The 14,920-nt window shown below is 44.5% G+C and carries 14 protein-coding genes; 3 read left to right on the top strand and 11 right to left on the bottom strand.

All coding sequences use genetic code 11. The features are described 5' to 3' along the window. Positions 1-3: 3 nt before the first annotated feature. The gene (locus tag C7E00_RS15470) at positions 4-1,155 is read left to right on the top strand and encodes an RNA-guided endonuclease TnpB family protein (protein WP_105305207.1); all 1,152 of its coding nucleotides are present in this window, start codon (positions 4-6) and stop codon (positions 1,153-1,155) included. 365 nt (positions 1,156-1,520) lie between these two features. Beyond that, a complete protein-coding gene (locus C7E00_RS15465) occupies positions 1,521-2,057 on the top strand; it encodes a CPBP family glutamic-type intramembrane protease (protein ID WP_105305206.1) in 537 nt (178 codons plus the stop codon). 31 nt (positions 2,058-2,088) lie between these two features. On the opposite strand, the gene C7E00_RS15460 is transcribed toward C7E00_RS15465, so the two are convergent. From C7E00_RS15460 to C7E00_RS15420, 9 genes are all read right to left on the bottom strand, one after another. After that, a complete protein-coding gene (locus C7E00_RS15460; RefSeq protein WP_167836645.1) occupies positions 2,089-2,943 on the bottom strand; it encodes a MerR family transcriptional regulator in 855 nt (284 codons plus the stop codon). Between the two features lie 435 nt (positions 2,944-3,378). Next, complete coding sequence (locus C7E00_RS16575; protein WP_239928589.1) at positions 3,379-3,570, bottom strand: sigma factor-like helix-turn-helix DNA-binding protein; 192 nt, start codon at positions 3,568-3,570, stop codon at positions 3,379-3,381. 314 nt (positions 3,571-3,884) lie between these two features. After that, the gene (locus C7E00_RS15445) at positions 3,885-4,961 is read right to left on the bottom strand and encodes an ABC transporter permease (protein WP_105305204.1); all 1,077 of its coding nucleotides are present in this window, start codon (positions 4,959-4,961) and stop codon (positions 3,885-3,887) included. After that, positions 4,958-5,833: an ABC transporter ATP-binding protein gene (locus C7E00_RS15440; RefSeq protein WP_105305293.1), complete on the bottom strand. Its 876-nt coding sequence runs from the start codon at positions 5,831-5,833 to the stop codon at positions 4,958-4,960. The genes C7E00_RS15445 and C7E00_RS15440 overlap by 4 nt, the downstream gene beginning before the upstream one ends. Positions 5,834-5,922: 89 nt before the next feature. Then, positions 5,923-7,101, bottom strand: a complete 1,179-nt coding sequence (locus C7E00_RS15435) for a sensor histidine kinase (protein ID WP_105305203.1) — start codon at positions 7,099-7,101, stop codon at positions 5,923-5,925. Then, a complete protein-coding gene (locus tag C7E00_RS15430) occupies positions 7,089-7,763 on the bottom strand; it encodes a response regulator transcription factor (protein ID WP_105305202.1) in 675 nt (224 codons plus the stop codon). The genes C7E00_RS15435 and C7E00_RS15430 overlap by 13 nt, the downstream gene beginning before the upstream one ends. Positions 7,764-7,971: 208 nt before the next feature. Beyond that, entirely contained in the window at positions 7,972-8,115 is a 144-nt protein-coding gene (locus C7E00_RS16300; RefSeq protein WP_167836644.1) for a hypothetical protein, read from the bottom strand. Between the two features lie 203 nt (positions 8,116-8,318). Beyond that, positions 8,319-9,392, bottom strand: a complete 1,074-nt coding sequence (locus tag C7E00_RS15425; protein ID WP_476692369.1) for a VirD4-like conjugal transfer protein, CD1115 family — start codon at positions 9,390-9,392, stop codon at positions 8,319-8,321. A gap of 351 nt (positions 9,393-9,743) precedes the next feature. Continuing rightward, positions 9,744-11,096, bottom strand: coding sequence for an IS200/IS605 family accessory protein TnpB-related protein (locus tag C7E00_RS15420; protein ID WP_105305201.1), 1,353 nt, complete (start codon positions 11,094-11,096; stop codon positions 9,744-9,746). Between the two features lie 64 nt (positions 11,097-11,160). Here C7E00_RS15420 and tnpA point away from each other — a divergent pair, with 64 nt between their 5' ends. Next, positions 11,161-11,631, top strand: coding sequence for an IS200/IS605 family transposase (gene tnpA, locus C7E00_RS15415; RefSeq protein ID WP_105305200.1), 471 nt, complete (start codon positions 11,161-11,163; stop codon positions 11,629-11,631). 146 nt (positions 11,632-11,777) lie between these two features. Here the strand turns inward: tnpA and C7E00_RS15410 are convergent, their stop codons facing one another. After that, positions 11,778-12,839: a Fic family protein gene (locus tag C7E00_RS15410; RefSeq protein ID WP_105305199.1), complete on the bottom strand. Its 1,062-nt coding sequence runs from the start codon at positions 12,837-12,839 to the stop codon at positions 11,778-11,780. Positions 12,840-13,317: 478 nt separating this feature from the next. Continuing rightward, positions 13,318-14,589 carry an ATP-binding protein gene (locus tag C7E00_RS15405; protein WP_105305198.1) on the bottom strand — a complete coding sequence of 424 codons (1,272 nt, stop codon included), beginning with the start codon at positions 14,587-14,589 and terminating at the stop codon, positions 13,318-13,320. Between the last annotated feature and the right edge of the window lie 331 nt (positions 14,590-14,920).

Below are 14,920 nucleotides of genomic sequence, written 5' to 3'. Positions count from 1 at the left end.
CCCATGTCTCTCAGAAGGACAAAACACACCTCCAAAACAAAAGACCGCGTTGCTTATAAGTTCCGTCTGGGGGCTCTTTCGCCTGCACAGGAAGAATACTTTGCCAAGACATTCGGTGCAGTGCGCTGGCTTTATAATCGCATGCTGGCTGACAAAATCAATGCGTGGCAGAATTTTAGAGAGAATCTTCAGCTTACGCCCGCATGGTATAAAGGATTGTCCTGCTGCCCATGGCTCAAAGAAGTTGACAGCCTGGCACTTGCGAATGCACAGATCAATCTGGATCAGTCTTTTCATCGCTTCTTCAATCATGAGAGCGGACATCCGAAGTTCAAGAAGAAAGCAGACCATCACGATTCCTATACAACAAATCATGCGTCCGTGCATTGGGAAAATGGAAAGCTGTATCTTTCTCTTCCAAAGATGGAAGAAGAAGTGCGCGTCATTAACCATCGCTCCATCAAGAGAGGCGGTGTGCTGAAGAGCGCAGCGATTTCCCGCGATCCCAGCGGGAAATACTATGTTTCTCTGCTCTATGAGTATGCAAAAGAACCTGTCGTGCATGACATTGATCCTGACAATGCAATCGGACTGGATATGTCAATGCATGGACTGTATGTTGACTCAGAACAGCGTCATATCGATGAACCGGAATGGTATCGCAAAGCAGAAGCACGGTTAGCCAGAGAGCAGCGAAAGCTGTCGCACATGAAGAAGGGATCTTCCAATTATCAGAAGCAGCGGCGGAAGGTCGCAAAGCTGTATTCGAAAACCAAGAATCAGCGGACTGACTTTCTGCATAAGCTGTCAAATGATCTGACGAATGTGTATGACATCATCGGAATTGAGGATCTGAATATGCGCGCGATGGCACAGTCGCTGAACTACGGCAAATCGGTTGGCGACAAGGGATGGGGAGCTTTCACAGCGATGCTCGCATACAAAGCGGAGCGGAAAGGCAAAAAGCTGATCCGTGTTGACAAGTGGTTCCCCAGCTCCCAGATGTGTCATGAATGCGGAAGCCTCTATAAGAAGACAAGGGATCTTTCCATTCGCGACTGGACATGCCCCGTCTGCGGGCATCGTCATGATCGTGATGAAAACGCGGCACTGAATATCAAAACCGAAGCGGTACGGGTCTACTGCACCTGCTGAACATGGCATTACAGAACCTCCGGGCCGGAGGGGTTAGCTCGAAATCACTATGCAAGCAAAAGTGCAAGGCTGCATAGAATAACTCCAGCGTGATGGAACGGCATATCCTTCGTGGATCTGCAGCGCATCCCTGACAGTCTGGCAACACGAGAAAAGAGAGGAGCGGATGCTCCGAAGCTCGGTTACTTGTAGCCGAGTAGGTCACTACATGCACTATTCTGCTTTTTGCATGAATAAAATATCTTCTAGATTGGTGCCTGCTCAAGTTTTACATAGCTTCAAAATCTACGATCTTTTTCGTCGTAGCAGTTTGAACGCTTTCTGTTCATAAAACAGCTTTATCCATACTTTAATCATCTTATCCGATGTTTAACAATCGCATAAACTCGATCAAACCAAAATTTCTCTTATTGCTGTTTATCACTCTGCTTTTTATCTACGGCTTTGGCAGCAGCTTCCTGTACCGCACCTTTGGCCTTACCGGCTACATCATCGGGAGATTTTTGTTTGCTCTTGCGTGCTATTTCTGGTTTATCCACTTTCACAAAGGAAAACACCTCTTAACAGAAGCACATCCTTTCTTCCAGGCACCTGCTTTCTCACTCATATTCCTGCTCATCTTCGTCGTCCTGTACATGGTCCATTTATTCGATGCACCGGGAAATATCACCGCACTGCTGAAACAAGACATCTCTTCCATCCTTTGTGACACCTTCATTGCCCTAACTGCTGGCATCTTTGAAGAAACAATATTCCGCGGTATCGGTGCAGATACCTTCTGCGCCTGGTACAAAGAGACAAACCACCCTCTCTGCCACAGTGCTATCTGGACGTCCCTCATCTTTGGACTGTCGCATTTGTCCAACATGAACGGCACAGATAGCAGCCAGGTATGGATCTAGGTATTCTCATTATTCGGTATGATAAACCTGTTTATTGCTGATAACGTTGTGAAAAGGCCTGATCCGCTTTCTGCAGCTTTAAAACATATTCATCATAAGCAGGACTAAGTTTTCTCATTGCAGGAATGAAAACGCTGTTATATCCCTGCTCTTGATTGAACCTCTTTAACACTTCCTTAAGCTTAGCTCCATCTGAATTTCGGTATTCTTCAGTACCCTGAAACTTAAGATACCGCTCGATGATTTCTTTATGATTTACCAGCCAGTTTTCTGGATTATCTATGACATCTGATAGAGCATCCCTTGTATTCAAGAAGATTTCCTGACTGTCCAGAGTATTCAAGGAATCCAGATAGTCTTCTAATTCATCAGGGATTTCCATATGTACGCTATCAAGATAATCACAGATTTCATGATAGGCATTCTCCTGTTCTTCGGTTTCGATCGGATTCATTAAAAATTCGCGGAAATGGAGCGATAAATAATTTCCCCAGAATCCCGGAAAGGCGATCATCAAGCGGTCTATTACAGATTCCCGGCATTCCGCCGCGGCTGCTTTAAGCTTCACTGCATTCCAGTCCAAAGATGACGCCAGCTCTTTCAGAAGATCGTTCTGTTCTTTTCTTCTCTGCAGGTCACGCCGCTGAGTATCAATGATTTTCCAAAAATCCAAACTATCACCTTTATTAACCAGTTTCGGGATATTAGCAACAGATACACCAAGACTTCGCAGAAGCGAAATCTTTTTCAGCTTTTCAACATCTTCCGCAGAGAAGGATTTGTACCCATTCTCTGATATCGCAGGATCAAGCAATCCTTTCTGACAATAGTATTCAATCGCTTTTTTCGTTGTTCCAGATAATTTTGCGGCTTCATTGATATACATAAGCATCACCTCCAGCTAAACCATAAGCTGCCCCCTGAGGGAGCAGTCAAGAATTTTTTGAAAGCAGCGTATTGCCTGAAAACTGCACTGGCAAAATCAACTTCCTATCCTACTTGTATTTGATGTTTGCTAAAGTTAGTTGAGTTTTCTTCTCAGATTATTGAATTATGTCATCGGATAATTGGCTTTTACTTTTCTCAATTTCACGACATCATAGTGCATCTAATAAGATAGCCCATGAAAGTTAATTTGCAGCAAGATCTCCATTCACCACCTCATATTCCTCGCCCAGCTTCAACTTCATCTGTCGATTAAGGTACTTCTCAATGTCAAACAGGTTCTTCTTGTCGCAATGCTAATGGATCACCGGCGCGAGCCGCTTTGATTACGTCCATCGGCAAAAGCACCCTGCCGCTAAAAGTTGCCTGTTTCATATCAATTTCGTACTCCTTCGGCTTCCAAGTTTTTTTGCAGTTTATTTAATGCCTTTGTCCTGTGGCGCTGGACGGCGCTGCGGGACATCCCTACAAAATTGCCCACTTCTTTGTCTGGAAGTTCCAACACACAATACAGGATCAAAATAGTTTGTTCCGGCTCCGGCAGACCGGAAAAAGCGTCAGCCACCATTTCTTCACGAAGGTACAGTACATAACCAAACGCTGAAAATACAAACTTCTCGCTGGGGTATTCATCAACTGCATAGAGTTTGCCTTATTCAGACTGCGATAAGGCGCTAAACTGAGCTATATGTTTCCCTTGGCGGTTCAACTTTCGAAAATAATTTGTGGCTTCATGACGTAGAACAGTTTTACAAAAAGCATCGAATCGGTGTCGTTCTCCATGCTCATCAAAGACGTACGTCATCTTTTACCTCCAATCTGCGTGCGAACGAGATAACTGATTTCATACAAATCTAGTGTCAGCGATTTGGTATCAAAAACTTATGAAACCTGGTGCTTTGCAAATACGCAGCAGGAGAAAACGGCGCCAACTCCCAAAAAGAGCAGTGCTGCCGGGATGGCCCATATCGCATACAGCATACCGTTATTCATTTGCTCCACCGACAGAAGTGAAATGACCAGTACATGATAGATTGGAAGAAGTCCAACCAATCGGAACAATGGATTTACTTCGGTGATCGGCAGCAAAACGGGAAAAAGAAAAATTGCCATAGACGCAACGAAAGCTACAATCTGATTTTTACTGATTGCAGATATAAGTAGCGTAATTCCCGTTACGCTGAGAGTACAGGTAAACGCCAAAAGGATTTGGTATTTTAGCAACGTCCCACAAGTGATATTGAAAGGAATGAACCCCTCTACATAGTCGCTGGGAGCGAATAGGATACTACAATCCAGCCCTTCCGTTCCATATAAGATAAGAGCAAGAAGCAAGTTAAAAGCCGCAACCAGCGCGGTAGTGAGAATGGCGGTAAGAATACCTGCTGCTACCTTTGCAGTAGCGCATTTGGTTTTGCCGTATTTGCTTGTCAATATGATATTGTCAACGCCTTCATACTCGCCGGAGAAAATCGGAGCAAGCATGATGATAACCGCAAGAGCAAGTACGATAAAAACCCGCACCATGTTTTTACTTGTTGAAAGCCAACCATCTACATAGCCAATTTTGATTTCTTCATTACCGAACACATCCGAAACACTTAATCCGTTCCAATTTCCCTCTTTATCAGAAAATCGGGAAAAGGCGGCGGATTGTGTAGCGTTTTGATACAGGTACATCGCATTGAGACCATGCAGATCATGGGTCGGCGCAAAGTCATTCATCATTTGCTGTACTTTTTCGTCGGTCAATATTCCCTCGTATTTCGCGGCAATTTCCTTGTCGATTTCTACTGCCGTTTTTCCTGAACCTTCCGCACTTACACCGTCAAAAGCAAATTTGTTTTGATAGGTAGAAAAGGAAATCAAGACAGAAAACAGAAGTATTCCAACCAGAACAATCAAAGATAAACGCTTTGAAAATATTTTTCGCAGTTCAAAAAGAATTAGTTTTTTCATTCTTCACAACCCCCTTTGAAATAGAACAGGTACAAATCTTCCAAAGTAGGCTGCACCCTTACCACATTTTCCATAGGCGGGCGATCTCCAATAACCCGTAAGATTGTCTGATTTCCGCTGATGTTACGCAGATTGCTTGTATTGTAGGCAGCCGCGTATTTTTCCGCATAGGCAGTCGGAACCGTACATTCCCATACTTGACCGTCGATTTCAGAAGTAATCTCCTGCGGATTTCCAAAATGAATGATCTGACCGGATTTCATCATAATGATTTCCTCTGCAATAAACTCCACATCGGAAACAATATGCGTAGACAGAATTACAATGCGGTCTTTGGAAAAGGCGCTGATCAAATTGCGGAAACGGACGCGCTCTTTTGGGTCAAGTCCCGCTGTCGGCTCATCCAAAATCAAAATGCGGGGGTCATTGAGCATGGCTTGTGCAATCCCTAAACGCTGTTTCATGCCCCCGGAAAAGGTTTTGATTTTGTGCTTACTTTCCCTCGATAATTCTACTGCTTCCAGCAGCTCCTTTGACTTCTTACGCGCCGTCTTCTCATCCAACCCTTTTAGGGCAGAAACATAGAGCAGAAAGTCAAACGCTGAAAAATCCGGGTAATATCCGAAGTGCTGGGGCAAGTAACCCAAAAGATTGCGATAGCGTTCACCAAGCCCAGAAATGTTTTTTCCGTTCAGCAGAATTTTCCCGGAAGTAGGATTTTGGATATTGCAGAGTAGACGCATAAGCGTTGTTTTCCCTGCGCCATTTGCGCCCAGTAAGCCGTAAACGCCATTTGTCAAGGTGATGTTCAAGGCGTTCACAGCCGTTTTAGAGCCGAACTTTTTTGTCAGACCGATTGTCTTTAATTCCATAAAAAACGCTCCTTTCTCCATAGGGAGCAATAATAATACTCTCCATGTGTTTTCATGGAGAGTATAGAGAGGAGATATCTACTTTTTATCTACAAGGCTGGAGATTTGAAGTAGGCGGATACCTTTGCCCCGGTTGTAGTATTTTCGATCTTCAAATAGCCGTTGTGGTGTTCACAAAGCAGCTTACAAATATACAGTCCAAGTCCAAAATGCTCGGAATGGTTGCTTTCCTCTGTGTAATATGGGCTGGTAGCTTTTTGCAGACCGCTTTTGTCAAACCCTTTTCCATCATCTGATACGGAAAGCAGCAGACCATTGTCACGCAAGGCAAAAGAGATTGTTACCGAAGTCCGGGCATACCGAACTGCATTAGAGATCAGATTATTACACACTTGTGAAACAAAGGACCCATCAAGGGATAACCGCGAAACAGGTATGTCATTTTGTAAAATTAATTTTTTTCCGTTTTTCGCACATACGATTTTTGCGCTGTCATACAAAGAAGATGCCACTGTCCGCAAGTCTATCAACTTGTACTCTGGCTGTGTATCTTCCATACGCCTAAGATTGCTCATGCTGCTCACATAACTTTCCATACGAGAGATATGCTTTCCCATTGTGGCGGCGGTTTCCCTCGTTTGGGAATTGTCGCTGGCTTGCAGCATTTCGTTATATCCTTTTAATACTGTTAGAGGAGTACGCAGATCGTGAGCAAAAGCGGTGTTGAGTGCTTTTCGTTCTTCAACTTGCCGCCACATTTTAGAGAAATTGTCCGCAAGGGTTGTCCGCATGATTTCAAAAGACGCGCAAAGCTGTCCCAATTCATCGTTGTTATCATAGTCGATTGAAAAGTCCAAGTCATTGTTCGCTATTTTTTCAGAAGCAGTCCGCAGTTCCGCAAGCGGCTTTTTCAGCCTGTTTCTGTAAAACAGCAGCGCAGCGGCGATAATACAGAATGCAGAATAGATAGGAGTTGCAACAATGGGAAGTTTCTCCAGTAGCGCAATTGTACGCTCGTCCTCTTTAGACATCGGGACGGGCACTATCCCGATGTAAGCGCCGTCACCCAACTGTTCCCCCTGCTCATTCGTCAAATAATATTTTTCGCCGGATGGGGGATAAGATGCTCTGATACCTTCGGCAGCACTACCACAGATCGAAAAAGTCGTTACGGATAGAAAGACTGCGAGTACAACAAAGGCAATTACATAGAGAACAAGGCTTTTTTGGAGAGATAAATAGTGCTTGCGGCAATTTACTTGACCCATTTGTATCCACACCCCCAAACCGTTTCAACATATATATGGTCGGTATATGCAGCAATTTTAGTACGTATCCTGCGGATATGCTCTGCCACAACGCTGCTGTCGCCCTCGCTGTCATAACCCCAAATACGCTCATAAATCCGTTCTTTATCAAAGACCTGTCCTGGATTTTGAGAAAGCAGTTCCACAATATCAAATTCCTTTTTTGCAAGATCGACACGCTTATCGCCAAAGAACACGCAACGTTCTGAATAGTCAATCGTTAAATCACCGGAAAACTTGACTTGTGCTTCAAAATTGTGTCGTGCTTCCCGACGCAGATGAGCGCGCACCCGTGCTTCAAGCTCTACGAGGGAAAAGGGCTTCACAATATAATCATCACCGCCAACGGCAAAGCCTTTTACCTTGTCTGCATCTTCAATCCGAGCAGTCAGAAAAAGGATCGGGCAGGATATGTGATCGCGGATACGCTTGCAAACTTCTAACCCGTCTGTTCCGGGCATATTGATGTCAAGCAAAATAATATCCGGCTGCTTTTCCACTTGCTTTAGTGCTTCCGCGCCATTGAAAGCGGGCAGTACACGAAAGCCCTTGCTCTCAAAAAAACTACCAAGCATGGAAACAATATCGCTTTCATCGTCAGCAATCAGTATCTTTGCATTCATTATGCTCACCTCCTAACAGCAAATATAGCAATCATTTTTCAATTATTTATCTGTTTTCCGAAAGTCTTTGAGTCTTCTGCAGTGAAGGTGGGTGAACAAAGCTGGTAGCTCCAAAGTAAGCGTCAATAGGTCTGCATAGTATTAACCCCGGCATACCAAAGTCTGAAAAGGCGGACATAGATGTGACGGGAGGATTATCTTTGATAGGTTATCTGACTCTCAGCGTGTTGGGAAGCTGATCGGAATCCAGCATTACCTGCTGATTTCTGACGATATAAATCATTCGTCGGATTTCGCTCTCGCTCTTTATGACAGCCAAGTCGACAGCTTTCTCGGATTTAATTTTGCTCATTACCTGTCCTTCTTAAAACTTGAGGTCGCAATTTGCGACCTCAAGTGGTTGCGACCTCAAGGTGACATTACAATAAAAAACTTTGATAACAACCTTTTGATCAGAACATCGGTCTGGTGTCAATCTGAATTGCCAGCTTTCCTTCTGCGACGATTTCTTTATCCATAGTGCCCTCATGCATCTTAAGGTGCCCATCTGGCACCTTAAGATTTGCCATTAACAATGCACAGACGATTTGCTGCAAGATCTCCGTTCACCACCTCGTATTTCTCGTCCGGCTTCAGTTTCATTTGCCGGTTCAGGAACTTCTCGATGTCGAACAGGTTCTTCTTGTCGCAGTCCCCAGTCAGGTAATAGTTCGGATGCTTCGTCAGGTCATACTTGGATGACAGGAATGGCCGGACACCTCTGAGCTGCAAAATGCACTTGGATCCATCCAGCACCGCGAGTTCATCAACGAACAGAAGATCATGTCCCAGCTTCTGATAGTTCAGGCTGTGCGACAGCTCCCGTCCCCGGTTCTCTCCGGTGTTGTAGGTATCGATCGTCTCCTTGCCGAGTGCCTGATTCAGCTCCTTCAGCGTTGTTGGTTCCGTGCCGCCAAGGAAGATCCGCGAATCCATGTTGCCGATGATCGTATCTGCGTTGTCCTTGTAGATCGCCTTGAGCTGCGACTGCGCCTGCAGCACCAGACAGGCAGAGATCTCACGGCTGCGGATCGTTGCCACAAGCTTTTCCAGATTTGGGATCTGACCGATGTTGGCAGCCTCATCAATGAGACACCGCACATGCACCGGCAGGCGTCCTCCGTAGACATCATCCGCCTTCTCACAGAGCAGGTTGAACATCTGCGTATAGATCATAGCGATCAAAAAGTTAAATGTGGCATCGGTATCCGACATGATCAGGAAAAGCGCTGTTTTCCTGTCTCCCAGCGTATCAAGCTCCAGTTCATCGTACATGGTGATATCCCGGACTTCCTGAATATCAAATGGAGCAAGTCTTGCGCCGCAGCTGACAAGTATACTTTTCAGGGTCTTGCCGGCAGCCATCTTGAACTTCACATATTGTCTTACTGCAAAATGATTTGGGTTCTTCTCTTTCAGCCGCTCAAAAAGGATATCCACCGGGTTCTGGCACTCTTCATCATCTTCCCGGACATCCATCGAATTGAGCATCTCCAGAAGTGTCGCAAAGTTCTGCTCTTCTTCCGGTGTCTCGTAATGAATGTATCCGATCAGCGGCTTAATAACCTCTTTTTGAAGACCCCGGAGCACCATACGAGCAATTCATTGAAGTTGTTTGCCCGGATCAAAAAAATGAAAGAAAGGCTGCCCTTTTCTAGACAGCCCGCAGTTATACAGAGATCAGAACATTCCTTGGCCGTAATACTCTTCAGGGTCATAATCATCCGATTCAGGAATAATCTGCCCATTAAGTATGTCTCGTGCGGCAAAGGATTTCGTGAACCTCCCCGCCTAAGTGCTAACGCACTATAGACGGGGCTTCCAAGGGCTTGTGTGCCCTCAGATTTCCGTCTGCACAAACGATACGGTATCAGCACAGCACACAAGCCGAAGCTTATGCACCCATCTGTACTAACGTTTCTCAGACTTATGTCGGGATGGTCAGACTGTCGCAGAAAGCAGAGGGCACAAGACCCTGCTGATCTTCCATAGGTCAGCTAACGTCCTTTGGGTTCCACTCCCGATCCCAGAGACTTTTGTCATAAGATCGGGTGATTCCATTAACAGCCCGCGGATAAAATAACGGGCACCGATGTTGTAGCTGGCGGAAAGGTCGCAATTGTAGATCTTTCCGCTTTTGAATACACAGACGTCATATGGAGTATCTTCTGATACTTCTCTCCCGCGCTTGACACGTCCGGTTCCGTCATACGCAAGACGGCTGGTTCCATATGCATTGACATGGGAAATGCGAAATCCATAATGATGGGCAAGACTTTCTACGGTTTTCTGAATGTCAGCGTGCTTCCACATGGCTAGCTTCTGCTTCTTACTGCCGCGCTTTCTGCCTTTCGTATCAAGATGCTCCATGACAATGACATCGCACTCATTCGCAATGGCAAAGTTCACAATCTCTCGTGCAATCTGATGTGCAAGATTCCTGTTTCTTCGCTTTGCGATATTCCAGAGCCGTCCGGAGTCATGTGATCCATGCAGAGACTGGAATACAGACACCCGATGCAGCGCATTGCTTAAAGAGTCTTTTTCTCTTCCGCGCATAATGAACTTATGCGCCAGGACAGTACCCTTAGAGTCCATGACACTGCATACCGCATCTGTATTTACGCCTAAATCGACAGCACATATCTTCTGCTCCGATACAGGTTTTGCGGACAATTCTACAGTTTCCGTTACTGCAAATCTCAGCTTCCAGCAGCCGTGCTTCTTCTCCAGTACGGGAGCAGAGATATCTCCGCTTCTGCCTCTCTTGTCAAGATAATCAATATCAGTCTTAGAGAGACGAACGGTATCCCATACCCAGTCATGATTGCGGAACACCTTGATCTTTGCCGCATAAGGCATCACTTCGCCAGTCTGTTCATCGATCACAGGCTTATAAGTATTACCGCGATACAGTGCAGGCATTCGGTGCTTACAGGAATCCAATTTCGGGGCCTCTCCCTTACTGCCGTTTGCCTTCCAGTTCTTCAGAGCTGACTGATAGGCAGAAACGATACCAAGTGCCTGCATAATAGCGGCTCTGCGATAATAGGACGGGAACTTCGGAAACTTATGATCGAAGGAATCAGGTGATACAAAGCCATCAGAGGAATGAATGATGCACTCCATCATCCGCAGGCGCGCAAACGAACTGTCTGTATCAGAAAGATTGTTCCAGTTCGAAAGAGCGGTATGCACCAGATGTGAGACGGCATCCGAAAAGAGATCTGCTGTTCGTTTCAGTGCCTCATGGTCATCACGGACATGTACGCTATAGCTGCCGACAACCTGCATTTTCTTCCTCCTATATATAGTTTAACACTTTTAGTGGTATGATTAAATAGAAGGAGGTGTAGATATGGACTATTACTCTGAATATCATAGGAACAGGCATTCTATTTATAAGCTTCAGTATCATTTGGTTGTAGTTACAAAATACATACATCCGGTGCTTACTGGGGAGCTCGCCAACAGGCTGATTCAGATCAGCCGCGAAGTGGTAGAAGGCGATTGGAAATGCCGAATCCTGGAAATTAATACAGACAGGGATCATGTGCATCTTCTTTTTGAAGCCTCTCCACAGACGCAGCTTTCTAAATTGGTGAATAGTTATAAAACCGTTACTTCCCGTCTGTTACGAAAAGAGTTTTCTTCTGCATTGAAAAAGTATTACTGGAAAGACCTTTTCTGGTCTGACAGCTACTTCCTAAGCACCGTATCTGAAACCACCGAAGAGGCTGTCAGAATCTATATCCAGGAACAGGGAAAACGCGATAACGAAGGCTATCGCCGCCCTGCGGGCAGAAGAAGGGCGGCTAACCCCGCCTAAACAGCTTGCGCTGCTATAGACGGGGAATGCGCCGCTACTAATTCAAACACAACGGTACGAAAAGAGAATTCCGTCTATCGGAATTCTCCATCATGGTAAAGATTGCAGCCACGGAAAAATCGAAGGGTGCTGCAGGAGACAGACGATTACTCTTTGTTTTCCCAATTCCAGCGGTACTTTGTATAACGACCGTCACCGAGTTTAATGATTTTATTTTCCTTCTGAAGCTTGGCGAGAGTTCTTTGTATCGTTGCCTGACCAATATTCGGGAATTCCTCTTGTATCTCGGTCTTTGTAAAAGTCCCTAGTTTTTTCTGCAGCATCTCCTCAATACGTTCTGGCTTTGAAACTTTTCGCTCTTCCACAAGCGCAGTGCGTTCCATAAACTCGCGGTACGCAGCCGTTATGATACCCAGCATATACACGACAAATGGCGAATAATCATTTTCCCCTTCATGCCATCCTGCTGAGCTTGCCTGCAGTGCATCGTAATATTGATCTTTTGTTGTTTCTATAAGTTTCTCTATACTGATATATCTCCCAACGTAATATCCGTTCTTATAGAGCAAGAGAAGCGTAAGAAGTCTGCTCATTCTGCCGTTCCCATCGAGAAATGGATGGATGCACAGGAAGTCAAGAATGAACATTGGGATCACAAGCAGTGGATCAACCTGAGCGTCTGAAAGTATTTCTTGATATGCTTTGCATAACTGTTCCATTGCTTCTGGTGTCTCAAATGCTGAAACAGGCTGAAATCTCACTTTTCGATTTCCGTCTTTATCCACTTCTTCAATTCTGTTGTCAGAGGATTTCCAGCTGCCGCCGATTCTCGTCTCTTCAAATTTATACATATCTCGATGGAGCTGTAATAACAGTGACGGTTTGATAGGAATGTATTCATAGCTTTCATGGATCGTATTCAACACATCCCGATATCCGGCAATCTCGCATTCGTCTCTGGAATGAGGCGTCGTTTTATCCATAACAATTTTCTTCAATCGTTCGTCCGAAGTGTAAATACCTTCAATTTTGTTCGAACTTTCTGTGCTTTGGATTCTAGCAATTTCAACAAGATTCTGCAGAACATCTGCATGCCTGGTTGCGATCAGCTCCTGTTTTCCCTTATATTCATGAATTGCAGTCAGATAATTTACGATTTTTGGTGTAAGCAGTTTTTTCCACTCATTTTGATAAGAGAAATCACGCATATTTCAGCCCTTCTATTTGATCATTTTGCATTATTTGATACAGTTAATTTAACAAATGATATGGTTGAAGACAAGACTTAATTTGATCATATAATAAAAAATGATCAAGTTAAAAAACTAATGATCAAATTGCAAAGGGAGACTGTTATTAAGTACCAGAGAAAGTCGAGAAATTATTAAAAAAATCGTCATTTGCAGCAGGGTGGTGACTGTCGGCTTATTCAGCGGAGATTTTTGATATTGCACCTCTATATTTCACAACACTAAGGCGAGGAAGCCCGTCACTTCAGTGATCGGGAGGAATCGCCTTAGTGTTGTGAGGTGGAATCTGAAAGAAGGTAAGCGTCTAATAGAAGGTGAATTTTTCTTACTGCCATAATTGATTTCTCCTCGCATCATTGAATCTATTCAGATCCGCTGCCATGCTCGCACCTTCATCCAGAAGATTCATCCTACCAACTTTCGGCTGTCTTACAAATCAGAAGATCGTTTCTTTGCCAAGCAGGAAATCCAGTACATTGATATGACGAATGCCGTTTTCATCCGTAAATGACGCCGGAATATCCCGACGCATGACGATTTTCTCAAAAAAATCATTCGTCAGTCGCAGAGAGTCCAGTTCACTAGTTGTCTTTTCCGTGTGAGACATTTCATAGGCTGATTGGATATATACCTTTTTGTCTCCTTGATTGACAACAAAATCAATTTCTTTTTGCACCTTCTGATCTCTTCGCCTGTCGAGGACGACACCAACATCAACGGAATATCCCTGCATAATCAGTTCATTGTACAGGATGTTTTCCATGATATGACCAGGATCAAATTGCCGGAAATTGACTCGCGCATTACGGAGTCCGATATCTGTGTAATAATATTTGTTCGGATACTGAAAATATCGTTTCCCCTTGATATCCCAGCGTTTTGCTTCGCTGATCAGGAAAGCATTCTTCAGGTATTCCAGGTAACTTGAAACAGTTTTTGGGGTGATGTTTGCTTTTTTTGTACTGTTCAGTGTGTTTGCAATATTGGTGGGATTTGTCAGGGAACTGACAGATGACGCAAGAAAGTCCAGGATATCAGAAAGTACATCAGGACGTTCAATTCCCTCGCGCTCAACAATATCCTTGATATATACCTCATTAAACAGCTGTGCCAGATAGTCTTTTTGCTGTCGGTCTTCCTTCAGATTCAGAAGGTAAGGCATCCCACCAAAAAGCATATAGCGGTCAAATGCATCTCTTTTATCTCCACCCACAGCGGCAAAAAATTCCCTAAAAGAAAGAGGATATACATGGATCTGCGAAGAGCGGCCGCGAAATTCTGTCACGATGTCGCTTGACAGCATCCTTGAATTGCTTCCTGTGACATACACATCAAGATTTTTGTATCCTCGCAGCTCATTCAGCATGTCATAGATCGTTACCTTTTCGCCCGGCAGATCCGGATCCGGAACGGAAACAGACAGCTGAATTTCATCAATAAAGAGATAGTACTCTTGTGCACTGTTTTGTATCTTTGCCTCGACCATACTGCTGAGTGCAATCGGACTGCGGTATTTTACATCTTTGCGTTTATCAAGTTCGATTGTAATGATGTTCTCAGCACTCGTCCCCTGTGACAGCAGATAGTCACGAAACAGTTCGAATAAAAGAACGGACTTTCCGCACCGCCGGATCCCGGTAATCACTTTGATCTGGCCATCCCACATATAGGAAACAAGTTGGTGAAGATAAAGTTCACGTTGTATCATCGGCACCTCCTGATATTACGTACTTAGGACGTAAGCGGCTTAAATACGTAATTCAAGTATAGCCCGTTGAGCTCTGTAGTTCAACGTGAAAATACGTACTTGGGACGTAAGCGGCATAAGTATTCCATAACTATTTACCAATAGATTCCAATAATCTTCGCCAAGGTGATCATTTCTCTGCTAAATGGAAAATATGCAAAAAATCGTCATTTGCAGCAGGGTGGTGACTGCAGGCTTACTCAGCGGAGATTTTAGACATTGCACCTCTATATTTCACCACATGTGGCGAAACTATGGCCTGTCTTATAAAAAGAGCAACCATCTCATATCG

It is taken from the genome of Anaerolactibacter massiliensis (genome assembly GCF_900290205.1).
GTDB classification, from domain to species: Bacteria; Bacillota_I; Bacilli_A; order Erysipelotrichales; family Erysipelotrichaceae; genus Bulleidia; species Bulleidia intestinalis.
The sequence above is the reverse complement of the archived record's forward strand: the minus strand, read 5'-3'. Positions and strand labels throughout refer to the sequence as shown.

Bases quoted from the DNA above. Each gene is read 5' to 3' on its own strand.
- C7E00_RS15435 (WP_105305203.1), bottom strand. From the start codon at position 7,101: ATGGGTCAAGTAAATTGCCGCAAGCACTATTTATCTCTCCAAAAAAGC.
- C7E00_RS16300 (WP_167836644.1), bottom strand. From the start codon at position 8,115: ATGAGCAAAATTAAATCCGAGAAAGCTGTCGACTTGGCTGTCATAAAG.
- C7E00_RS15430 (WP_105305202.1), bottom strand. From the start codon at position 7,763: ATGAATGCAAAGATACTGATTGCTGACGATGAAAGCGATATTGTTTCC.
- C7E00_RS15405 (WP_105305198.1), bottom strand. From the start codon at position 14,589: ATGATACAACGTGAACTTTATCTTCACCAACTTGTTTCCTATATGTGG.
- tnpA (WP_105305200.1), top strand. From the start codon at position 11,161: ATGGACTATTACTCTGAATATCATAGGAACAGGCATTCTATTTATAAG.
- C7E00_RS15410 (WP_105305199.1), bottom strand. From the start codon at position 12,839: ATGCGTGATTTCTCTTATCAAAATGAGTGGAAAAAACTGCTTACACCA.
- C7E00_RS15465 (WP_105305206.1), top strand. From the start codon at position 1,521: ATGTTTAACAATCGCATAAACTCGATCAAACCAAAATTTCTCTTATTG.
- C7E00_RS16575 (WP_239928589.1), bottom strand. From the start codon at position 3,570: ATGGTGGCTGACGCTTTTTCCGGTCTGCCGGAGCCGGAACAAACTATT.
- C7E00_RS15445 (WP_105305204.1), bottom strand. From the start codon at position 4,961: ATGAAAAAACTAATTCTTTTTGAACTGCGAAAAATATTTTCAAAGCGT.
- C7E00_RS15460 (WP_167836645.1), bottom strand. From the start codon at position 2,943: ATGTATATCAATGAAGCCGCAAAATTATCTGGAACAACGAAAAAAGCG.
- C7E00_RS15440 (WP_105305293.1), bottom strand. From the start codon at position 5,833: ATGGAATTAAAGACAATCGGTCTGACAAAAAAGTTCGGCTCTAAAACG.
- C7E00_RS15420 (WP_105305201.1), bottom strand. From the start codon at position 11,096: ATGCAGGTTGTCGGCAGCTATAGCGTACATGTCCGTGATGACCATGAG.
- C7E00_RS15470 (WP_105305207.1), top strand. From the start codon at position 4: ATGTCTCTCAGAAGGACAAAACACACCTCCAAAACAAAAGACCGCGTT.